At 71.3% G+C, this 21376-nt stretch carries 16 protein-coding genes; 8 read left to right on the forward strand and 8 right to left on the reverse strand.

What is annotated here, in order from left to right; all coding sequences use genetic code 11:
* The first annotated feature begins 311 nt into the window (after positions 1-311).
* From OG867_RS02750 to OG867_RS02765, 4 genes are all read left to right on the forward strand, one after another.
* A complete protein-coding gene (locus OG867_RS02750; RefSeq protein ID WP_406282282.1) occupies positions 312-1928 on the forward strand; it encodes an endo-1,3-beta-xylanase in 1617 nt (538 codons plus the stop codon).
* Between the two features lie 74 nt (positions 1929-2002).
* Positions 2003-3229 (forward strand): hypothetical protein, encoded by a 1227-nt coding sequence (locus tag OG867_RS02755; RefSeq protein ID WP_406282285.1) that lies wholly within the window; start codon positions 2003-2005, stop codon positions 3227-3229.
* Between the two features lie 117 nt (positions 3230-3346).
* Positions 3347-4540 carry a GH12 family glycosyl hydrolase domain-containing protein gene (locus tag OG867_RS02760; RefSeq protein ID WP_406282288.1) on the forward strand — a complete coding sequence of 398 codons (1194 nt, stop codon included), beginning with the start codon at positions 3347-3349 and terminating at the stop codon, positions 4538-4540.
* Positions 4537-6777 carry a CBM35 domain-containing protein gene (locus OG867_RS02765; protein WP_406282291.1) on the forward strand — a complete coding sequence of 747 codons (2241 nt, stop codon included), beginning with the start codon at positions 4537-4539 and terminating at the stop codon, positions 6775-6777. The genes OG867_RS02760 and OG867_RS02765 overlap by 4 nt, the downstream gene beginning before the upstream one ends.
* 54 nt (positions 6778-6831) lie before the next feature.
* Here the strand turns inward: OG867_RS02765 and OG867_RS02770 are convergent, their stop codons facing one another.
* The gene (locus OG867_RS02770) at positions 6832-8187 is read right to left on the reverse strand and encodes a glycoside hydrolase family 5 protein (RefSeq protein ID WP_406282294.1); all 1356 of its coding nucleotides are present in this window, start codon (positions 8185-8187) and stop codon (positions 6832-6834) included.
* Positions 8188-8599: 412 nt separating this feature from the next.
* Between OG867_RS02770 and OG867_RS02775 the strand changes: the two genes are divergently transcribed.
* Positions 8600-10747, forward strand: a complete 2148-nt coding sequence (locus OG867_RS02775) for an MGH1-like glycoside hydrolase domain-containing protein (protein ID WP_406282297.1) — start codon at positions 8600-8602, stop codon at positions 10745-10747.
* Positions 10748-10966: 219 nt separating this feature from the next.
* A complete protein-coding gene (locus OG867_RS02780; RefSeq protein ID WP_406282300.1) occupies positions 10967-13345 on the forward strand; it encodes a discoidin domain-containing protein in 2379 nt (792 codons plus the stop codon).
* A 75-nt stretch (positions 13346-13420) separates the two neighbouring features.
* Here the strand turns inward: OG867_RS02780 and OG867_RS02785 are convergent, their stop codons facing one another.
* The 6 genes from OG867_RS02785 to OG867_RS02810 all read right to left on the reverse strand — a co-directional run bounded on the left by OG867_RS02785 (position 13421) and on the right by OG867_RS02810 (position 19579).
* Positions 13421-14671, reverse strand: a complete 1251-nt coding sequence (locus OG867_RS02785) for an ABC transporter substrate-binding protein (RefSeq protein WP_406282303.1) — start codon at positions 14669-14671, stop codon at positions 13421-13423.
* Complete coding sequence (locus OG867_RS02790) at positions 14668-15759, reverse strand: branched-chain amino acid ABC transporter permease (RefSeq protein WP_406282306.1); 1092 nt, start codon at positions 15757-15759, stop codon at positions 14668-14670. Before OG867_RS02790 ends, OG867_RS02785 begins: the two co-directional genes overlap by 4 nt.
* The gene (locus OG867_RS02795) at positions 15752-16642 is read right to left on the reverse strand and encodes a branched-chain amino acid ABC transporter permease (RefSeq protein ID WP_328903488.1); all 891 of its coding nucleotides are present in this window, start codon (positions 16640-16642) and stop codon (positions 15752-15754) included. Before OG867_RS02795 ends, OG867_RS02790 begins: the two co-directional genes overlap by 8 nt.
* Positions 16639-17421 carry an ABC transporter ATP-binding protein gene (locus OG867_RS02800; RefSeq protein WP_406282310.1) on the reverse strand — a complete coding sequence of 261 codons (783 nt, stop codon included), beginning with the start codon at positions 17419-17421 and terminating at the stop codon, positions 16639-16641. The genes OG867_RS02795 and OG867_RS02800 overlap by 4 nt, the downstream gene beginning before the upstream one ends.
* On the reverse strand, positions 17409-18209 hold the full coding sequence (locus OG867_RS02805) for an ABC transporter ATP-binding protein (protein ID WP_328903486.1): 801 nt from the start codon (positions 18207-18209) through the stop codon (positions 17409-17411). Before OG867_RS02805 ends, OG867_RS02800 begins: the two co-directional genes overlap by 13 nt.
* 239 nt (positions 18210-18448) lie before the next feature.
* Positions 18449-19579: a glycerate kinase gene (locus tag OG867_RS02810; protein WP_406282313.1), complete on the reverse strand. Its 1131-nt coding sequence runs from the start codon at positions 19577-19579 to the stop codon at positions 18449-18451.
* A 104-nt stretch (positions 19580-19683) separates the two neighbouring features.
* Between OG867_RS02810 and OG867_RS02815 the strand changes: the two genes are divergently transcribed.
* Positions 19684-20175: an NUDIX domain-containing protein gene (locus OG867_RS02815; RefSeq protein ID WP_406282315.1), complete on the forward strand. Its 492-nt coding sequence runs from the start codon at positions 19684-19686 to the stop codon at positions 20173-20175.
* A gap of 14 nt (positions 20176-20189) precedes the next feature.
* Here the strand turns inward: OG867_RS02815 and OG867_RS02820 are convergent, their stop codons facing one another.
* A complete protein-coding gene (locus OG867_RS02820; RefSeq protein WP_073965865.1) occupies positions 20190-20390 on the reverse strand; it encodes a type II toxin-antitoxin system VapB family antitoxin in 201 nt (66 codons plus the stop codon).
* 400 nt (positions 20391-20790) lie between these two features.
* Between OG867_RS02820 and OG867_RS02825 the strand changes: the two genes are divergently transcribed.
* Positions 20791-21375: a TMEM165/GDT1 family protein gene (locus tag OG867_RS02825; RefSeq protein WP_328903483.1), complete on the forward strand. Its 585-nt coding sequence runs from the start codon at positions 20791-20793 to the stop codon at positions 21373-21375.
* The last annotated feature ends 1 nt before the right edge of the window (position 21376 follow it).

Below are 21376 nucleotides of genomic sequence, written 5' to 3' on the forward strand. Positions count from 1 at the left end.
GGTCCTCCGGGACAAGGTGCGGGATGAAGTCGCACCAAGGTGGCCGCGCAGCGAAACATCTGTCAAGAGTTTCGCGAAAATCTACGGGATACCTTTTCGGCGGGGCCGAATTCCTGGGCAGAAAGCGCCTGTCGACGGTCTAGAGCAGGGCAATTCGTGCGCGCCGATCGTGGCCACTGGGCAAAGTTTCGTAGCGGGGCGGCGCTGACCTGCACCGGTCAACGAAAATTTCGTACGCCCTTGCTCCGCCCGCTCTCCGGCTCCATCATTCGAGCGCTCAACGGACACCCACCCCCTTCTCTGGAGCCGCCATGAGACACCCGACGCCCCGCCGACCACTGCTGCGGGCAGTGGGGTCGGGGGCCGTGGCCCTCGCCGCCCTGCTCTCCTTCGCCGGGCTAGGCGCCCTCTCCCCCGCATCGGCGGCCACCTCGGCGGCACCGTCGGGACGCGGTGTGCCGGCCGACGGCAAGGTCATGATGGTGATGGGCCAGGACAGCGACACGTTGTCCGACTACCGCACCGACGTCCTGGGCCGCCAGGAGCTGGGCGCACCGGCCCCGGGCGGTGTCACCCTCTACACCAACCTGGTGCTCGGCGGCTCACCCGCCCCGCTGGCCGGCATGAACGGGCCGGTGAACTGGGGCGCGGGCACGGTGGACTTCGCCCGGACGATGAACGAGTACCCGGGTGCGGCCGTGGCCGTCGGGCTGTACCTCTCCGACGCCACCTCCGGCTGCAACAACCAGCCGCTGCGCGCCATCATCGGGCGCAACGACGACGACGTGACGGCCGGAAGCCCCAACCTGATCACTCAGTACCGCGCCAAGGTCGATGAGATGATCAACCGGTTCAAGAGCTACGACCGGGACATCCTGCTGCGCATCGGCTACGAGTTCGACGGGCCGTGGAACTGCTACAGCGCCGACTTCTACAAGGACGCCTTCCGGTACATCAAGGGCCGCATCGACGCGCTCGGCGCTTCCCGGGTCGCGACGGTCTGGCAGAGCGCCGCGTGGCCGGTGAACACCAGCACCGACCACCCGGAGTGGGGTTACGTCGTCACCGACCCCAAGCACTTCGACAACTGGTACCCCGGCGACGCCTACGTCGACTGGGTCGGGCTCTCGGCCTTCTACAACTCCCGCTCCGTGCAGACCCAGTGGGGCTGTGGCTCGCACGACACCGATCCGGTGGGCCTGCAGAACCGGGTGCTGGACTTCGCCCGCTCGCACGGCAAGCCCGCGATGGTCGCCGAGGCCGCGCCGCAGGGTGCCAGGACCGGGGCGGGCAGCACGAGCTGCATCTTCACCAACAGCCCGGCGCCCGCGAGTGGCCAGGCCATCTGGGACGGCTGGCATGCCGGCTACTTCGACTGGGTGAACACCAACAAGGACGTCATCCGCGCGGCGGCCTACATCAACACCAACTGGGACGCGCAGACGCAGTGGCAGTGCTCCCCCGGCACCCAGGCCGGCGGTCCGGGCTGCGCGAACGGCAACTGGGGCGACTCGCGCGTCCAAGCCAACGCGACGGTGCTGAACAACTTCGTCGCGGAGATCAAGAAGCCCCTGTGGTCGACCGGCTCCTCCGGCTCCACGGACCCGACGGACCCCACGGACCCCACCGACCCCGGTGACGACGGCGGGAGCGGGACGGAGCCGTACACGCAGTCCGTGGTGACCAGCCCGGCCACCGCCATCCGGTTCACCCCGAAGAACTTCGAGGCGAGCTTCGTCACCGTGCAGTACCGCATCGACGGCGGCGCCCCGCAGAACTACTTCCTGACCTACGACCAGGCGTCCGGCCGCTGGGAACTCCCCGTCACCGTCCCGCACGGCGCCACGCTCTCGTACTCCTTCAACTACCAGCCCACGACGCAGACCAGCCAGATCACGACCCCGGTCATGACCTGGACCGCTCCCTGATCCTCCTCCGGGGTGCCGTGCCGGTCCCTCAGCGCACGGCACCCCGTCTCCCCCACCCCGCACCGAGGAGACCCATGCCGCACACCACCCCACGCCTCCACCGCCTCCGGCGCGCCCTCGCCGCCGGGACGGCCGCCGTGCTGCTCCTGCTCACCGCTCAGACGGCCACCGCCTCCACGACCGACCCGGCCGCGCCCGAACTGCTGCTCGGCCAGTCCACCCGGGGCGCGCTCAACGACTTCAACTCCTTCGCCCAGGGCGCCGACGGCGGCTCGGTCTACTACGAGCTGCGCAGCGGTGACTGGGTCAACGCCGAACACCGCGCGTTCGCCAAGGAGTTGGCCTCGCAGGGCAAGACCGTGCAGATCGGCATCAGCTGGAAGGACAACCCGCCCGGCTTCGAGGGCGGCGACGAGAACGCCAAGGCCGCCAGGTCCCGGGCGGTCACCGCCGAGATCGCGGCGGGCGGGCACACCGCGCAGCTGGACCGCCTGCTCGCTTTCACCAACTCCCACCCCTCGGCCTCGTTCAAGCTGCGGCTCGACTACGAGGTGAGCAGCTTCTACCACTGCACCGACGCCAGTTGCTCCTCGTACAAGAACGCCTTCAACACGCTCGCCGGCTATCTGGACGGGCACTCCACCGCGCACAACCTCTCGTTCGTGTACCACCCGGTGCGCGGCGAGTTCGAGGCGCTGTATCCCGGGGACGCGGCCGTGGACTGGGTGGGGGTCTCCATCTTCGCGCACGAGCTGTGCCTGCCGATCTACGACCGGGGCTACCTGTACAACGGCACCCCGCCGCAGAACTACGACGTCGGCGCCAACCAGTGCCGCAACGCGTACATCGGCACCGACCAGAACGGCAACCCGGCGGCCGTCTGGCGGAACTTCGACCATGACGCCAATGTGCTGAAGCTGGTCAAGTTCGCCAAGGACCACGGCAAGCCGGTCGTGCTCTCCGAGGCGGGCATGATGAACTTCACCGCCGACAACGGCGCCACGGACGGCATGGAGCAGGTGCAGGGCGACCGCTGGGTGCAGCGGCTGTTCTCGCTGATGAACTACCGGGGGCCGATCCCCAACCTGCCGGGCGAGTACGACCTGCGCGGGGTGATCCGCTCGGTCGTCTACATCAACCTGGACTTCCGTTACGGCTGGGACGGCATCGACGACGGCAGCTTCGACTTCGCCCCCGACACCACCTGGTTCGTGGACGGCCGGCTGTCCCACTACGCGGCGGCCAAGGCGTCCTTCTGCCGGGGCCTCGCCGACAACGGCTTCACGGCACGGTGCCGCTGACAGCGGCGCCCCTCTGACCGCGCGGTCCGGTCCGCCGGACCGCGCTCAGGATATGGGAGCGCTCCCATATCCCGTACGTCCCCACCCCCACACCTTCCCCACCCGAGAGGAACACCCGTGTCCTATCACGCGCTTCACCGTCCGCGAGCGAGAGCCTTACGTCTGTGGGCAGCCGTCCTCGCCCTGCTGGTCTCCTCGCTCGGCGCCGCCCTGACCACCGCTCCGCAGGCCGCGGCGGCGACCACCCTGTGCGACGCGTACGCCTCCACGAGCATCCAGCAGGGCCGCTACATCGTGCAGAACAACCGCTGGGGCGCGAGCACGCGCCAGTGCATCGAGGCGCGCGACCGCGGATTCGCGATCACCGCGTCCGACCACAACAACCCGACCAACAGCGTCCCGGCCGGATACCCCTCCGTCTACGCGGGCTGCCACTACGCCAACTGCACCTCGGGCAGTGGTCTGCCGCTGCGGGTGTCCGACTTCGGGAACGTACGCAGCAGTGTGGCGATGACCCGGCCCGCGTCGGGTGAGTGGAACGCCTCGTACGACCTGTGGTTCGACCCGACGCCCCGCAGCGACGGCCAGAACACCGGGGCGGAGCTGATGATCTGGCTGGACCACCGGGGCCGTCCGCAGCCCATCGGGTCCCGGGTCGCCACCACGACCATCGAGGGCGCGAGCTGGGACGTGTGGGTCGGGAACATCGGCTGGAACGTCATCTCCTACGTCCGCACCTCGGGCACCGGGTCCCTCGACTTCGCCGTACGGTCCTTCACCGACGACGCGGTCGGCCGGGGCCAGATTCAGCGCTCCTGGTACATGACGAGCGTGCAGGCGGGATTCGAACCCTGGGTCGGCGGGGCCGGACTCGCCGTGGACGACTTCTCCTTCACCACCAACGGCGGCAGCGGCGGGGGCGGCGCGCGTGCGCTCGTGGGCCGGCAGAGCGGGCGCTGCCTCGACGTGTCCGGCGGCAACAGCGCCAACGGGACGCCGGTCATCCTCTGGGACTGCTGGGGCGGCGCCCCGCAGCAGTGGACCGTCGGCTCCGACGGGACCGTACGGGCCTTCGGCAAGTGCCTGGAGGTGACGGGCGGTGCGGGCGCCCGCGACAACGGGGCCGGGATCGGGCTGTGGGACTGCTGGGGCGGCGCCAGCCAGCGGTGGACCCTGAACTCCGACGGCACCCTGCGCAACCCCAACTCGGGCCGCTGCCTGGAGGCGGCCGGCCAGGGCACCGCCAACGGCACCCGCATCCAGCTGTGGGACTGCTGGGGCGGCGAGAACATGAAGTGGGACCTCCGGTGACCCGCCCGGCACAGCTGCGGGGCATCCGCCCCACCGCGTCGGCGCTCGTGGTCACCGCCGTCCTGGCCGGTTCGCTGATCTCGGCGGGCGGGCAGGACAGCGCGGCGGCCGGGCAGGCCGCGGCGGCGGCGCCCGAGGTGATCACCGTGGACACCGGGCGGCAGTCCGGGCCGCTCACCAAGGCCGGGCTCGGCACGCTGTTCGGGGTGACGACCACACCGGACACCCCGGCCGCGCTCGCCGACGGTACGCAGGTGCTGCTCGCCCAGCACCAGAGCATGGACGGCGACACCTCCTACCCCAGCTCCACGGAGTCGGTGGCGGCGAAGCTCCGGGGCACCGGGGTGAAGATGGTCGGCCGCTACAACGACCTGATGGGCGGCTGGCCGTACGTCTGGAAGGGGATCGACGACTGGAACGGCAAGGTGGACAGCGCCACCCGGTCGATCCAGAAGTACAAGGACGTGCTGAGCGCGGTGGCCCCGCTGAACGAGCCCGACAACAAGCTGGGCACCCAGCCGGGCAGCCCCTTCATGACCGACCCGCGCGTCCCCGGCGCCACCTACGACGCCAAGGTCAACTGGCTCTGGACGCAGACCGTCCGGCGCATCCGGGCCATCGACGGCTCGGTGAGGATCATGGGGCCCAACTACGAGCACTACAACCCGTGGGAGTCGCCGGACCGGCAGCCGCGCATGCGGGACTTCCTGGTCAACGCGAAGAACACCGGCACCCTGCCCGACATCATCGGCTGGCACAGTCTGGGCCCGAGCCCGGGCGATGTGCCCGAGACCCTGACCCGCTACTACCGGCCGCTGGAACAGCAGTTGGGGATCTCGCCGCGTCCGGTGATGATCGAGGAGTACGGGCCCGGGAACGGTGAGTTCGAGGGCGTTCCCGGCACCATGGTCAAGCACTGGGCGGAGTTCGCCCGGTACGGCGTGGACTCGGCGGCCATGGGCATCTACACCAACCCGGGGCTGCTCGGGAACACCCTGCGCCGCACCTCGGGCGGCCTGAAGCCCAACGGGGGCTGGTACTTCATGAACTGGTTCCGCGAGCTGCGCGGCAACCAGCTCTTCGTCAGCCGCTGGGACACCCGGCACTACCAGGGCTCCGACGCGGTCGCGTCCTGGGACTCCGCGTCCCGGTCCGTCACGGTCCTGGCGGGCGGCGACGACGGCGACATCGACGTCCGGGTCCTGGGCCTCGCGGCGCGCGGCCTCGGCCCGCAGGTCAGGGTCCGGATCGACACGACGGACTGGACCACGGACCCGCTGGCCACCGACCGCAGGGCCGAGCGCGCGGGCGACCCGCAGTCGGGCCCGTACAACGTGTACGACAAGGTGCTCACGCTCGACGCGGGCGGTGACCTCACCGTGCCGATCCGGGGGATGGAGCACCTCGACGGCTACCGGATCGTCGTGTCGCCCGCGGGCCCGGCGGCGTCGTACCCGGGCAAGTACGAGGCGGAGGACGCGGTGCAGGCCGGGACCGTCCCGCACACCGGCAGCGACACGGGCTTCGCCTCGGGGCGGGGTTACATCGGCGGGATCGACGGCGCCAACAGCTCGGTCACCTTCACCGTGGACGCCCAGAAGGCCGGCATCCACCTGCTGAGGGTGCGCTACGCCAACGGCACCACCGCGGCCAGCAGCCATCTGGTGCGGGTGAACTCCGAGGCGCAGGGCGCGGTGAGCTACCCGGCCACCGGGGGCTGGGCGAACGCCACGATGGGCACGGCGGTGAAACGGATCGCCCTCAAGGCGGGCCGGAACACGGTCACCCTGGCCAAGGGCGACGGCTACGCCGAGGTCGACTTCATCGACGTACGCCCCGACACCCACCGGTACGAGGCGGAGCTGGCCACGGTGAGCGGCGCGGGCATCCGGCACTTCCAGTGGAACGAGTTCCCGGACTACGTGGGCGGCATCGACGGCGCCACCAGCTCCGTCGACTTCGCGGTCGACGCGCCCCGGGCGGGGTCGTACCTGGTGGACGTCGGATACGCGAACGGGACGGCCGGGACCGCCGGGCACACCGTGACCGTGGACGGGGCGCCCGCCGGGACGATCTCGTACCCCTCCACGGGTGCCTGGCTCAGCGGCCCCCGGCAGGACGCCGACGAGGGCACCGCCATCGTCCGGCTCACGCTGCGCGAGGGGGTGAACCACATCCGGCTGACCAAGGGCGCGGGCTACGCCGAGCTCGACTGGCTGGCGCTGCGCACGGAGTAGCGCGTGCGGCGGTGCGCCGGGCGGACCTCGTGTCCGCCCGGCGCACCCTGCCGGTCAGCCGGTGCCGTACAGGTCCGACAGGCTGATGCCCGTCGTGGAGCCCGTGCCGCCGAGCGGGACCTCGTGGTCGAGGCTGACGAACTTGCCGTTCTCCTGCCAGAGCGCGGGCTTGAGCAGGGCGTACTTCGCCTCGTCCCAGGTGGCCCAGTCGTAGCCGAGCAGGCCGCCGGTGTCGCCCGAGTTCGGGTTGAGGCACCAGAAGGTCTGGCTGATGCGGTTGTCCACGATGAGATCGCGCAGCGCCTTCAGCCACTTCTCGTTGGGGCCGTTGTCGAGGAAGCCGCCCCACTCCCCGATGAGCAGGGGCGCCGTGTTGTTCTGGTGCAGGTAGAGCCAGTTGGGGCCCCAGACCTCGCGTTCCAGGGTGCTCCGGTCCCAGTCGCCCTCGAACCAGGGCTGCTGGAAGACGAGCGGCCCGTAGTCGTGCGGGGAGTAGACGAGCTGGTCCTGCTGGGCGCCGAGGTCCACGGGGTGTTCGGCGGCACCACGCAGGTTCCCGCCCCACCAGTCGAAGTCGTAGTCCGCCTCGGCGGTGGAGCCCCAGTCGCCGCCGTCCTTGGGGTAGATCTCGATGCCCTCGCAGAGGATGAGGACCTCGGGGTTGATGGCGAGGATGCGCTTGCCCGCGGTCTCGCAGGCGTACTTGAAGTTGTCCTCGTCGGTGGAGTCGTCCCACTTGGCGCGCGGGCTCTCGGACTGCTTGCCGTGCGGCTCGTTCTTGATGTCCATCGCCACGAGGGTGTCGTTGTCCTTGTAGCGGTCCGTGACCCATTCCCAGGCCGAGTAGAAGTCCTCGGTGGTGATCGAGCCCTTCCACCAGACGGGGTGGATGTGACCGGAGTTGTCGGCCTCGGCGCTGTGCACGTCGAGGAGGACCTTGATGCCGTACTTCTCCGCCGCGTCGAGGAAGGCGTCGAAGACCTGAAGGGTGGTCTTGTCCTTCAGCTCGGGGTTGGCGTACGTGTTGACCGCGCTGGGCACCGCGGCCTGGCCGTTCTTCCACTCCAGGAGCAGCTGGGTGGAGATCGGGACGCGCACGATGTTGATCCCACGCTGGGCCATCTGCCCGGTGAGGGTGTCCAGGTTGGCGGTCCAGAGCCCGTGGAAGACCCGTTCGGTGGCGTTGAAGCCGAACCAGTTGACGCCGGTGAGCCAGACCTCCTTTCCGTTCTCGTCCACGATCCTGTTGCCGTCGGTGTGCAGCCAGTCCGTCCCCGCGGTGCCCTGCGGGGCGGGGGTGGCGGCGGTGGGGGCCGCCGAGGCGGGGAGCGGCCCGCAGAGGGCCAGCAGGGCCGCCGTGGCCGCCGCGGCTGCGGCCAGTCCGGTGCGCTTCCTTCTGGAGGTCGTCATGTGACATCGCCTTTCGGTGGGGGTCGAATGGTGCGGTCAACGATGCGGGAGCGCTCCCATATGCGGGGGTGCGCGGCCTCCGCGCACGTCGGAGGGCGCGCGGGGGCCAGGGTGCGTCGAGAGCGTCGGGCAGGCCCTCCCCGCGAAGGGGGATTCCGGCCGGGCCAGGGGGCGCGGCGAGTCGGCCGGAAGGGCGCCCGCGTCCTGAACCGTGACATCGGGCCGCACGGCGTGTCAACGCTTTCGTAGTTGTTTCGTGACCCTCACGGGCGGGTGGCAGAACGCCTTGATCCATCGTCGCCGACACCCTTGCTCTGCTCACGAGTTGAGCTATATAACGTTGTAAAGACGGCCTCGGGGCGCGCCGTCCGGACATCCGGACACCGTATTCCTCTCAGCCCAGGAGGCCCTGATGACCCCTCATGTCCCCGATCACACTCCCGACGCCACGCGCCCCGAGCAGGCCGTGCCGACCGGTCCCGGACGGCGGCGGGTGTGCCGTGACGCGGCGCTGATCGGCCTCGCGGCCGGTGCGCTCGGACTGCCGGCGGCGGGCGCGGCGCAAGCGGCGCCGGCCCCTTCGCCTGCGGGCGGGCGGCCGGTCCGGGTGCCGCTCGACGTACGGGCGCTGGCCCGGCAGCGGTACGGCTCCGATGCCGACTGGTACGCCGCGAACATCCCGTTCGTGGACCTGCCGGACCGCACGATTCTGGACACGTACTACTACCGGTGGGAAGCCTTCAAGAAGCACCTGCGCTCCACCGCCGACGGGATGCTGGTCACCGAGTTCCTTCCCTCGGTCTCGTGGGAGGGGGCCAACTCGACCATCAGCGCGGCCGTGGGGCACCACATCCACGAGGCACGCTGGCTGCGCGACCGGACCGTCGTGGAGGACACCCTCGCCTGGTGGCTGGGCGGCGGCGGGAACCTGCGCCAGTACACGTCGTGGATCGGGCAGGCGGTGTGGGCGGATTACGAGGTCAGCGGCGACGGCCGGGTGCCGCTGGCGCACTCCGCCGCGCTGGAGGCGGATCTCGACGCCTGGGAGTCCCATTACGACGCGGACATGGGGCTCTATTGGATCGCCCCGGTCAACGACGCCACCGAGTTCACCACGAGCGGGCTCGACGTCGGTGACGGCTGGGCCGGGGAGGCGTTCCGGCCGACGCTCAACAGCTACCTCTTCGCCGGACACCAGGCCGTGGGGCGCATCGCCGCGCTGGCCGGGGACACCGCGAAGGCCGCCGCGCACGCCGAACGGGCGGAACGGCTGCGGGCCCGGGTACAGGAGAAGCTGTGGAGCCCGGAGTTCCGGCACTTCACCGACCGCTTCGGGCCGCAGTACCCGGACCGGAACGGGGCCTTCGTCAGCGGACCGGAACTGGCCGGATTCGTGCCCTGGTACTTCGGGCTGCCCGACGCGCGGTACGACGGGGCGTGGCGCAGGCTCACCGACCCGGACGCGTTCGCCGGGCGGCACGGGCTGCGGACGGTCCTGCCCTCGTCGCCGTACTACATGGTGCAGCACCGCACCCCGGGGGCCAGCCCGGGCGAGTGCGAGTGGAACGGGCCGTCCTGGCCGTTCCAGACGAGCCAGGTCCTCACCGCCCTGGCCCGTCTCCTCGACGAGCGTCCGCAGGCCCCCGTCGGGCGCGACGACTACGTGGGGCTGCTGCGCCAGTACGCCGCCCAGCAGCGCAAGGACCGGCGGCCGTACATCGCGGAGAACCTGGACCCGGACACCGGGGAGTGGATCGCGGACTTCCCGGACCGCAGCGAGCACTACAACCACTCCACGTTCGCGGACCTGGTGCTCACGGGGCTGCTGGGGCTGCGCCCCTCGGCCGGTGACACGCTGCGGATACGCCCGCTCGTGCCCGCCGGGTGGGACCACTTCGCGCTCCAGAACGTGTCGTACCACGGGCGCGAGCTGAGCGTGGTCTACGACCGGGACGGCAGCCACTACCGGCTGGGCGTCCGGGGGTTGTGCGTCTGGGTCGACGGACACCTCGTCGCCTCGGGCCGTCCGCTGTCGGGGGCGACGGTGGATCTGCGGCGGGCCCCGGTACGCCGGCCGGAGGCGCTGGCGAACCGGGCGTTCAACCACAAGGGCGAGGGGTTCCCGCAGGCTTCGGCCTCGTCCAGTGGCGAGGGGACCGGTCCGGAGGCGGCTGTCGACGGGCGCGTCTGGTTCGACCGGACGCCGGTGAACCGCTGGGTGTCGGCGCCGGACGGGGCGCGCACGCTGGAGTTCACGGTGACGGCGGCCGCGGCGGTCACGGTGGACCGGGCGCGGATCCACTACTACGACGAGGGGCCGGGGTCGGAGGTGCGCGTGCCCGTGGGCCACCGGCTCCAGTACGCGGACGGGGACCGGTGGCGCGAGGTGCGGGTGCGGCCGGGGTCGGACCGCTCACCGGCCGCGAACACGGCGACAGAGCTGCTGTTCGCCCCGGTCACCGCGCGGCGCTTCCGGCTCGTGATGACGGCCGCACGGGGGTGCCGGGTGGCCCTGAGCGACCTCGAACTGCTCGGGCCGCGTGACGGCCGGGCCGGCTGACGGGCACTCGCTCTCCTCGCAAGTGGCTTGCGCAGTAAGAGCGTTGGGTGCGCCGATTCCTCGCCAACCGGCGCACTCAACGCATTCCTCTCAGGTTTGAGTCACAAATTTTAGTTCCAGAAGCAGAATCTTGCGCACCGTCGTGGACTTCCTTGCGGCGGTGCTCCTAGCCTGTGGGACGTCCGAAGAGCCCCCACGAGCCGCAAGGACGACTTCGACGTGACTTCCCCACCCCGACGACCGCTGCTCAAGCGGTCCATCTCCGCCTCCCTCTCGCTGGCTCTCGCCGTGGTCGGCACCGCCGCCGCCGTGGTGCTGACCGGCGCCCCGGCCGCTCAGGCCGCCGGTGTCCCCGCCCCCTCGCCGCTCTCCGTTCCCGGCCGCGGCGCGACCGTCCCGTTCAAGGAACAGGAGGCCGAGTACGCGGCCACCAACGGCACCCTGATCGGCCCGAACCGCCTCTACGGCACGCTGCCCTCCGAGGCGTCGGGCCGGCAGGCGGTGACCCTGGACGCGGTCGGTGAGTACGTGGAGTTCACGCTCACCGCCCCCGCCAACGCGATGTCCTTCCGGTACTCGCTGCCGGACAACTCCGCCGGGACGGGCCGGGACGCCTCGATCGACGTACGGGTGAACGGGGCCTCGCCCAAGGCGGTGCCCGTGACCTCCAAGTACGGCTGGTACTACGGGGGTTATCCGTTCAACAACAACCCGGGCGACACCAACCCGCACCACTTCTACGACGAGGCCCGGACCATGTTCGGGTCCACCCTGCCCATCGGTACGAAGATCCGCCTCCAGGTCTCCTCCACCGCCGGCTCACCGTCGTTCACCATCGACCTGGCGGACTTCGAGCAGGTGGGCGCGCCCATCGCCAAGCCCTCCGGTGCGCTGGACGCCGTCTCCGACTTCGGGGCCGACCCGACCGGGGCCGCCGACTCGACCGCCAAGATCCAGGCGGCCGTGGACGCGGGCAAGGCGCAGGGCAAGGAGGTGTACATCCCGCAGGGCACGTTCCAGGTCCGCGACCACATCATCGTGGACAAGGTGACCCTGCGCGGCGCCGGACCCTGGTACTCCGTGCTGACCGGGCGTGACCCGTCCAACCGGAGCAAGGCCGTCGGCGTCTACGGCAAGTACGCCGGGGACGGCGGCAGCAGCAATGTCACGCTCAAGGACTTCGCCATCATCGGTGACATCCGCGAGCGCGTCGACAACGACCAGGTGAACGCCATCGGTGGCGCCCTGTCCAACTCGACGGTCGACAACGTCTGGATGCAGCACACCAAGTGCGGCGCCTGGATGGACGGCCCGATGGACAACTTCACCATCAAGAACAGCCGCATCCTGGACCAGACCGCCGACGGGGTGAACTTCCACTACGGCGTCACCAACTCGACGGTCACCAACACCTTCGTCCGCAACACCGGTGACGACGGTCTCGCCATGTGGGCGGAGAACGTCCCGAACGTGAAGAACAAGTTCACGTTCAACACGGTGATCCTGCCGATCCTCGCCAACAACATCGTCACCTACGGCGGCAAGGACATCACCCTGTCCGACAACGTCATGGCGGACACCATCAGCAACGGCGGCGGCCTACACATCGCCAACCGCTACCCCGGCGTCAACTCCGGTCAGGGAACGGCCGTTTCGGGCACCACCACGGCCGCCCGCAACACCCTGATCCGGACCGGGAACAGCGACTACAACTGGAACTTCGGGGTCGGCGCGATCTGGTTCAGCGGGCTCAACGAACCGATCAACGGCAACATCAACATCACCGACAGCGAGGTCCTGGACAGCTCCTACGCCGCGATCCACCTCATCGAGGGCGCGACCAACGGGCTGCACTTCAAGAACATCAAGATCGACGGCGCCGGCACCTACGCACTCCAGATCCAGGCCCCCGGCACGGCCACCTTCGACAACGTCACGGCGACGCACATCGCGCAGTCGAACCCGATCCACAACTGCGTCGGCAGCGGCTTCCAGATCACCCGGGGCTCCGGGAACTCCGGCTGGTACGCCGATCCTCCGGCCTGCACCGGCGTCTGGCCGGACCCGGTGTGGACCAACGGCGGTGTCCCGGGCGGCGGCACCGGCCCGACCGACCCCACCGACCCGCCGACCGACCCCACGGACCCGCCCACCGACCCGACCGACCCGCCCGAGGAGACCGGCAACCTCGCCCAGGGCCGCCCGGTCACCGAGTCCGGTCACGCCGACGTGTACGGCGCGTCCCACGCGGTCGACGGCAACGCGAACACCTACTGGGAGAGCAGGAACAACGCCTTCCCGCAGACGATCACCGTGGACCTCGGCGCCGCCAAGTCCGTCAAGCGGCTCGTCCTGAAGCTGCCCCCGTCGTCCGCCTGGGCGACCCGCACCCAGACCCTGAGCGTGTCGGGCAGCACCGACAACAACACGTACAACTCCCTGAAGGGTTCGGCTGGTTACACCTTCAACCCGTCGAGCGGCAACCAGGTGACGGTCACCCTGCCGGGCACGTCGGCCCGCTATCTGCGGCTGACGTTCACCGCCAACACCGGCTGGCCGGCCGCGCAGCTCTCGGAGCTGGAGGCGTACGCCAGCTGACCGGGGATCCGGAAACACCGGTGGGCGGCACGCATCGCGCGTGCCGCCCACCGGGCATGTCCCTCGCGGTGTCCGCTACTTGCGGGTGTAGCTCTTGGCGGCCGCCGCGGCCTCGGCCGGCCTGACCACCTTCAGGCCGCCGGGGACCTTGTCGTCCGGCTTCATGATCACGCTCTCCCGGGTGGAGGGCGCCGCCGGGTCGGTGAAGTCGTGGGAGACCCCGAAATCGGTGCCGAACCCGGTGATGGTGAGCAGCGCCTTGTCGACGCCCTCGCGGGTGAGGTCCTTGGCCGCGCACGCCTTCTTCAGGGCCTCGCCGTACAGGTCGGCGGCCGTGTAGCCGGCGATGACGCCGTTGTCGAGACCGTCCTTGGGGTAGGCCGCGGCGTACTCCTTCGCCAGCTTCGCCGGGCCGGTGCCCGGGTCCCCGATGGGCAGGGTGGACGCGGCGACGTAGTAGTCCCGCGTCAGGGCCGGGCCCGCCTGGGTCTTCAGCAACTGCGGTGCGTACGCCGAGTTGTTGCCGATCACCGGGACCTTGAGGCCGGTGGCGGCGGCGACCCCGACGAGCGAGGCGGCCTGGCGGGGGCCCGCGCTGACGACGACGGCCTTGACGCCCGCCTGTTTGAAGGCGGCGACCTGGGCGGTCATGTCGTTGGCGGAGGGCGTGATCTTCTGCTCGACCACGGTGAGACCCGCCTGCTTGGCGGCGTACTTGGAGCCGGCGAGCGCGTTCTCGCCGTAGTCGCCCTCGAAGTAGACGTGGCCGATCCTGTCGCCCTTGGCGATGCGCTTCTCCGCGAGCAGGTAGTCGATGGCGTTGATCGTCTCGATGTCGTACGTGGCGCCGATGACGCGTACGTACTTACTGCCGAGCAGATTCGCCGACCACGCCTGCGGGAGAACGAGGCCCTTGTCCAGGCCGTCGATGCGTTGCTCCACCGCCGCGACGAACGGGGAGCCGATGAACTGGACGAAGCCCAGCACCTTCGGTTCCAGCTCGGTGTATCCGGCGACCGCCTTCTGCGGGTCGTAGCCGTGGTCGCGCACGGTCAGCTCCACCTTGCGGTCGCAGATGCCGCCCTCGGCGTTGGTCTGCTTCACCCAGAGCTGCTGGGCCTGGGTGACGCTCTTGCCGAGCGAGGCGTAGACGCCGGTCATGTCGGTGAGCGCGCCGAGCGCGATCACCGAGTCGGTGACTCCTTCGCCGGTCTTCACCCCGCCCTTGGCCCCCTCTCCCCCGTCGGAGGACTTGGCCTTCTCGCTGCATCCCGTGAGGGTGAGGGCGAGGGCCGCGCACACGGCCCCGAGCACACGCAGTTTCATTTCTTCTCCCCTGGGTTCTTCATCGGGCGCGTCAGGCCGCCGGGCAGGAACAGGACCGCCGCGACGACCGCGGCGCCGTACAGATAGCGCGATGCCTCGCCCGGGGTCAGGCCGCCCGTGCCGGGGGCGGCGACCAGGGGCAGGGAGTCGCTGTAGTGGGTCAGGAGCTGGGGCAGCAGCGAGACGAAGGCCGCGCCGACGACCGCCCCCGCCACGGTGCCGAGCCCGCCGATCACGATCATGGCGAGGTATTCGAGGGACAGGACCATGCCGAAGTACTCGGGCACCGTCCGCTGGAAGACCAGGGCCAGGAGCACCCCGGCCAGTCCGGCGTACATGGAGGACAGGACGAAGACCCCGGCCCGGTAGCGGGCCACCGGGACGCCCATCACACCGGCCGCGACGCGGTGGTCGCGGATGGCGTTCAGCGCCCGGCCGGGCCGCCCGCGCAGCACCCCGCGCGCGAACAGGCCGCTGAGGAGCAGGGCGAGCAGCGCCGCGTACCAGAGCTTCTCGGAGGACTGGAACGGCACCGCGGCCACCAGTACCTCGGTGTCGTCGAAGGTGAGGCCGAAGAGCGACAGCGGCGGCACCGCACGGCCGTTGTAACCGCCGGTGAGGGACGAGGCGTTGAACAGCACGTGCTGGCCGATGAAGATCAGCGCCAGGGTGGCGATGCCGAGGTAGGCGCCGCGCAGCCGTCCCGCGATCGGGCTGAACAGCCCGCCCGCGGCCCCGGCGAGGAGGACGGCGAGCACGGCCGCGAGCCAACTGGGCAGGCCGAGCCCGGACAGGGTGTGCCCGTTCTCCGTTCCGCTCTCCCCCGCCAGCACGCAGTAGCCGTACGCGCCCACGGCGAGGAAGAAGGCGTGGCCCATGGACAGCTGCCCGGTGGCCCCGGTCAGCAGGTTGAGCCCGATCGCGCCGATCGCGGCGGCCATCGCGAACAGCCCGGCCTGGAGCCAGAAGCGGTCCAGGTAGAAGGGGAGGGCGAGCAGCAGCACCGATCCCGCCGCCCAGGCCCAGGTACGGGGACGGCGCAGCCGCGCGGTGACGGTGTACGCGAACGGGGTGGCGGTCTCAGACACGGGCCGGCTCCTTCGTACCGAGGAGTCCGGCGGGGCGTATCAGCAGCACGATCACCATCACCAGGTAGGGGGCCAGGTCGCCGATGCCCCGGCCGAGGAACGACAGTTCGCTCTGGTAGCCGGTGGCGAGCGATTCGGTGACCCCGACGATCAGGCCCCCGGCGAGGGCCCCGGTCGTGGAGTCGAGGCCGCCGAGGATGGCGGCGGGGAACGCCTTGAGCGCGGCGAGCGAGGTCGCCCGTTCGAGGCCGGGCGTGGGGAAGACGGTGAGGAACAGCGCGGCGACGGCGGCGAGCGCCCCGGCGACCGCCCAGGCGGCGAGCGAGACCCGGCCGAGCCTGATCCCCATCAGCGCGGCCGTCCGCGGGTTCTCGGCCGCGGCGCGCATCGAGACGCCCCAGGAGGTGAAGCGGAAGGCGAGCAGGAAGACGGTGATGAGGAGGGCGGCCGCGACGAACGCGGCGACGCGGGTCTGGGCGAGCGTGACCCCGCCGATGGTGAGGACCCGGTTGCCCCAGGGGTCCCCGAGGGCGAGCACCTCCGTGCCCATGCGCCGGGTGAGTTCGGTGGTCAGGAGGATGTCGACGCCGATGGTGACGATGGCGAGGACGCTGTGGTCGCCGCCCCGGTAGCGGCGCATCACCAGGACGTCGACGGCGGCGCCGACGACGGCCGCGCCCGCGACGCCGGCCGCGAGGGCGGGCCAGAAGCCGATGTCGTCGTGGAGCACCGCGGTGACGTAACCGCCCGCCAGCAGCAGCGAGGCATGGGCGAAGTTGACGACCTCGGTGGCCTTGAAGATGACGACGAAGCCGAGCGCGATCAGGGCGTAGACCGAGCCGATGGACAGGCCGCCGAGGAGGAGTTCGATGAAGGTGGTCATTGCGGTGCTCCCAGATATGCCTGGACGACGGCGGGATCGTTCTGGACCTCGGCGGGGGTTCCGCCGGCGATCCCGCGTCCGAAGTCGAGTACGGTCACGGCGTCCGCGAGCCGCATCACCACGCCCATGTCGTGCTCGACCAGCACGACCGAGATGCCGAGGCCGTCGCGCACCCCGGCCACGACCGCCGCCGTACGCCGGCGCTCGTCGGCGGTCATCCCGGCGACGGGTTCGTCCAGCAGGAGCACCTGCGGCTCCGTGCACAGCGCCCGGCCCAGCTCGACCAGCTTCTGCTGCCCGTACGGCAGTGCGCTCGCCGGCCGGTCCAAATCCGCTTCCAGGCCGATGAATTCCGCGATCTCGCGGACCCGTTCGCGGTGCGCGCTGGCCTCCCGGGCGGCCGACGGCAGCCGCAGCCCGGCGGCCAGGAAGCCGGTCCGGGTGAGCCGGTGGCGGCCGAGCATGAGCGTGTCGGCGACGGTGGCGTACGGGGGCAGCGCGAGGTTCTGGAAGGTGCGGGCCACCCCGAGCGCGGCGATCCGGTGCGGGGCGAGCCCGGTCAGCTCGGTCCCGCCGAGCCGGACGCTGCCGGAGGCCGCCCGGCAGACCCCGGACAGCACGTTGAACGTGGTCGACTTGCCGGCGCCGTTGGGGCCGATGACGGCGTGCACACTGCCCGGCTCGACGGTGAACGAGACGCCGTCGAGGGCGGTGAGCCCGGCGAAGCGGACGGTGACGTCCTGGACGGTGAGCTGCGCGGGGGTGGTCACGCGGACCACCTGCTCAGGGTGCGTACGGCGGTGCCCGCCGCCCGGTCCGCGTCGGCGGCGGCCGCCTCGTCCACGACGCCCAGATAGCGGCGGCGCACCTCGTCGGAGGCGGCCAGCTCACCGGCGGGCCCGTGCAGGGCGACCTCGCCGACCTCCAGGACGTACGCCGTGGTGGCGAGGCGCAGGGCGATCGACGCGTTCTGCTCCACGAGCAGGACGGACGTGCCGGAGGCGTTGATCTCGCGCACCGTGTCGGCGATGCGCTGCGCCATCAACGGCGCGAGGCCGAGCGAGGGTTCGTCCAGGAGGAGCAGCCGGGGGCGGGCCATCAGGGCGCGGCCCATGGCCAGCATCTGCTGCTCGCCGCCGGACAGCAGCCCGGCGCTCTGGTGGGCGCGGCGGGCGAGTACGGGGAACAGCTCGTGCACGCGGTGCAGCTCCCGGGCCGCCGCCCTGCGGCCGCCGTCCGCGCCGAGGGCTCCGGCGCGCAGGTTGTCCGCCACCGTCATGCGGGCGAACACCTGCCGGCCCTCGGGCACGTGGACGATCCCGGCGGCCACGATCCGGTCGGGCCGCAGCCGCTCCAGGGGGCGCCCGTCGAACCGGACGGTGCCGGTGGCGGTGCCGCCGTGGAAGCGCAGGGTCCGCGAGATGGCGCGCAGCAGGGTGGTCTTGCCGGCGCCGTTGCCGCCGAGCACGGCGGTGATCGTGCCGGCCGGGACGTCGAGGTCGATGCCGCGCAGTGGGCGTACGGGTCCGTAGGTGGCGGTGAGTGCGCGGATCTCCAGCGTGGGCATGGGGGCCTCCTCCTTCCGCGGTTCCTGTGTTGCCACAGGTCAGCAGGGGGAGGAGGGGGGCGTCCATGGGGGTGGGGGGATGCGGTGCGGGTGCCCCGGGTGGGCGGGGGCGGGGTTGTGCGGGTGCACAGGGCGGGGCGCCTGCGGCGGGCCTTGTCCCCTACCCGCCCCTTCCCGAAACCGGGGCTCCGCCCCGGACCCCGCGCCTCAAACGCCGGCGAGGCTGGTTTTTCAGCCCCTCAGACCAGAAAGTCCCGCGCGATCGACTCCGCCGCGCGCTCAAGGAGCGCCCCCGCCTCCGCCATGCACACCGCGGGGTCCGGCTCCAGGTCCAGCAGCGCGTACGCCCGCCGGATTCCCGCCCCCGCCAGCGCCTCCGGCGACAGCGTCAGCCGCCCGCACACCGCCACCACGTCGACCCCCGCCGCCCGCGCCGCCGCCGCGACGCCCGCCGGGGCCTTGCCGTGGAGGGTCTGGGCGTCGAGGGAGCCCTCGCCGGTGATGACGAAGGTCGCCCGGTCGAGCGCGGGCGCGAAGCCCAGGACGTCGAGCATGACCTCGATCCCGGGGCGGAAGCGCGCACCGAGGGCGACGAGCGCCCCGTAGCCGATGCCGCCGGCCGCCCCGGCGCCGGGGAGGTCCGCCTGGGCGGGGCCGAGGAGCGACGCGTAGTGGGCGAGCGCCGCGTCGAGGGTCGCGATGTCCGCCTCGGTCGCGCCCTTCTGGCGGCCGTAGACCTCCGGCGCGCCCTTCGGGCCGGTCAACGGGTTGTCGACGTCGCTGGCGAGGACCAGGTCGATGCCGGCGAACCGGGGGTCGAGCCCGGACAGGTCCGCCTCGGCGAGGTCCGCGAGACCGCCGCCGCCCGGCCCGACCGGCTTGCCGTCCACGTCGAGGAAGCGCGCGCCGAGCGCGGCGAGCATGCCCGCGCCGCCGTCCGTGGTCGCGCTGCCGCCGACGCCGAACACGATGGTCCGGGCCCCCGCCTCGACGGCGGCGAGCAGCAGCTCCCCCGAGCCGTACGTGGTGGCCGTGAGGGGCGCGAAGACCCCGTCGGGCAGGTGCTGGAGGCCGGACGCCTCGGCCATCTCGACCACCGCGGTGGTCCCCCGCACCGCGTACGCGGCGGTGACGGGGTCGCCCAGGGGCCCGGTCACCCGCACCTCGCGGCGCTCGAAGCCGGCGGCCACCGCCGCGGCCACCGTGCCGTCGCCGCCGTCGGCGACCGGCAGGGTCTCCACCCGTACATCCGGGACGACGCGCCGCAGACCGGCCGTCACCCGCTCCGCGACCTGCACGGCCGTGAGCGAGCCCTTGAACTTGTCCGCCGCGACGAGCACGCGTGCGGTCACTGCTCCGTCCGTCACCATGATTCCCTTTGCATTCGAACAGGCAGTCGCGCCGCCCCGACCCTATCCGCCGCACCCCCTCCCTGCCCATGTCTGATCGATCAAAATGGCCCTACGCTGACCGTGTGACCACTACTGACTACGCCACGTATATCGCCGGTCTTCCCAAGGTCCTCGTCGGTGCCGCTTGCGTCTTCCGGGACGTGGGCGGCCGGGTGCTGCTGGTCGAGCCGAACTACCGGGAGGGGTGGACGCTGCCGGGCGGAACGGTCGAGTCGGCCGAGGGGGAGGGCCCGCGCCAGGGTGCGCGCCGGGAGTCCCTGGAGGAGATCGGGCTGGACATCGAGCCGGGGCGGTTGCTGGCCGTCGACTGGGCGCGCGGCAGCGACCGGCCGCCGATCGTGGCGTACGTGTACGACGGCGGGGTCCTGGACGAGGAGCAGCTGAAGGCGATCCGGCTCCAGGAGTCGGAGCTCCTGTCCTGGAAGCTGGTCGAGCCGGCGGAGATCGACCAGTACCTGAAGGGTGCGCGCGCCGGACGGATGCACGCGGCGCTGAAGGCGCTGGATTCCGGCACGGGCGCCGTGGAGCTGGAGGACGGCCGCCCCGTCGGCTGAGGCGGGGCGGCCGGTCAGCCCTGGGTCTCCGGGGGCCTGGTCTCGTCGTCGCGCGCGGTCTCCTCGCGCGCCGCGACGCGGGCCTCCGTGCGGTGGCCGCGCGCGATGTAGTCGCGCACGACGAGTTCGACCGCGTCCTGCGGGTTGCCGACCCCCGCGAGCACCATCACCTCGACCACGAGTTCCGCGTCGAGGCTGATCGCTACCTTCGCCATGGCGCGACGGTAGCACCGCACCCCGGTACGGTCCCGGGCATGACTCTCCGCGCCACCCGGACTCGTACGACACCGTCACCGCCGACTACGCCACGCTCCTCGTGGACGAGCCGGCCGCGAAGCATCTGGCGTTCCTGATCGCGCGGCGCCCGGCCGGGTGAGGTACTGTTGACGGCTGCGAAGGGGAGTAGCCCCGCAAACCGGTCGTCGACACACTGGAACCTCGCGGTTCCCGGTGGCCGGGCTCGTGGACTATCACGGGTGGGCGAGACCTTCGGTCAGGTATGACACGCCCACGCCCTGTGGGCGGTGCCGTCATGCCGGGCCGAGTGGTCCTCCGAAACGCCGACCGGCACTTCGCGGAGATCCGGGGCCCGGCTCGTACAGAAAGCCACCCGGAATGCATCTCGACCCCCTGGCGATCATCACCGCTTTCGGGCTGATCTTCCTCGCCGAGCTCCCGGACAAGACGATGTTCGCGTCGCTCGCCATGGGCACGCGCATGCGCCCGCTCTACGTCTGGTTCGGCACCTCCTCCGCGTTCATCGTGCATGTCGCCATCGCGGTGGGGGCGGGCGGGCTGCTCGGTCTGCTGCCCGACTGGATCGTCAAGCTCGTCTCGGCCTCCCTCTTCGCGTTCGGCGCGTTCATGCTGCTGCGCGGGGGCGGGGACGACGAGGACGACGAGGCGGGCCCGAAGACGGTGACCGGCTTCTGGCCGGTGTACTCGACGGCGTTCATGGCGGTGTTCATCAGCGAGTGGGGCGACCTCACGCAGATCACGACCGCCAACCTGGCGGCGAGCAACGGCACCTGGTCGACCGCGATCGGTTCCGCCGCTGCCCTGATGTCGGTCTCGGCGCTGGCGCTGCTGGCGGGCCGGTTCATCGCGAAGCGTGTACCGCTGAAGACCGTGCAGCGGATCGGCGGGCTGTGCATGCTGGCCCTGGCGATCTGGACGGTGACCGAGATCTTCGTCGGCTGAG

Origin of the sequence: Streptomyces sp. NBC_00209, assembly GCF_045206345.1 — a bacterium.
In the GTDB taxonomy this organism is placed as follows: Bacteria; Actinomycetota; Actinomycetes; order Streptomycetales; family Streptomycetaceae; genus Streptomyces.

Coding starts and splice junctions, on each gene's coding strand:
- OG867_RS02750 (WP_406282282.1), top strand. CDS start 312: ATGAGACACCCGACGCCCCGCCGACCACTGCTGCGGGCAGTGGGGTCG.
- OG867_RS02755 (WP_406282285.1), top strand. CDS start 2,003: ATGCCGCACACCACCCCACGCCTCCACCGCCTCCGGCGCGCCCTCGCC.
- OG867_RS02770 (WP_406282294.1), bottom strand. CDS start 8,187: ATGACGACCTCCAGAAGGAAGCGCACCGGACTGGCCGCAGCCGCGGCG.
- OG867_RS02775 (WP_406282297.1), top strand. CDS start 8,600: ATGACCCCTCATGTCCCCGATCACACTCCCGACGCCACGCGCCCCGAG.
- OG867_RS02785 (WP_406282303.1), bottom strand. CDS start 14,671: ATGAAACTGCGTGTGCTCGGGGCCGTGTGCGCGGCCCTCGCCCTCACC.
- OG867_RS02795 (WP_328903488.1), bottom strand. CDS start 16,642: ATGACCACCTTCATCGAACTCCTCCTCGGCGGCCTGTCCATCGGCTCG.
- OG867_RS02805 (WP_328903486.1), bottom strand. CDS start 18,209: ATGCCCACGCTGGAGATCCGCGCACTCACCGCCACCTACGGACCCGTA.
- OG867_RS02810 (WP_406282313.1), bottom strand. CDS start 19,579: ATGGTGACGGACGGAGCAGTGACCGCACGCGTGCTCGTCGCGGCGGAC.
- OG867_RS02820 (WP_073965865.1), bottom strand. CDS start 20,390: ATGGCGAAGGTAGCGATCAGCCTCGACGCGGAACTCGTGGTCGAGGTG.
- OG867_RS02825 (WP_328903483.1), top strand. CDS start 20,791: ATGCATCTCGACCCCCTGGCGATCATCACCGCTTTCGGGCTGATCTTC.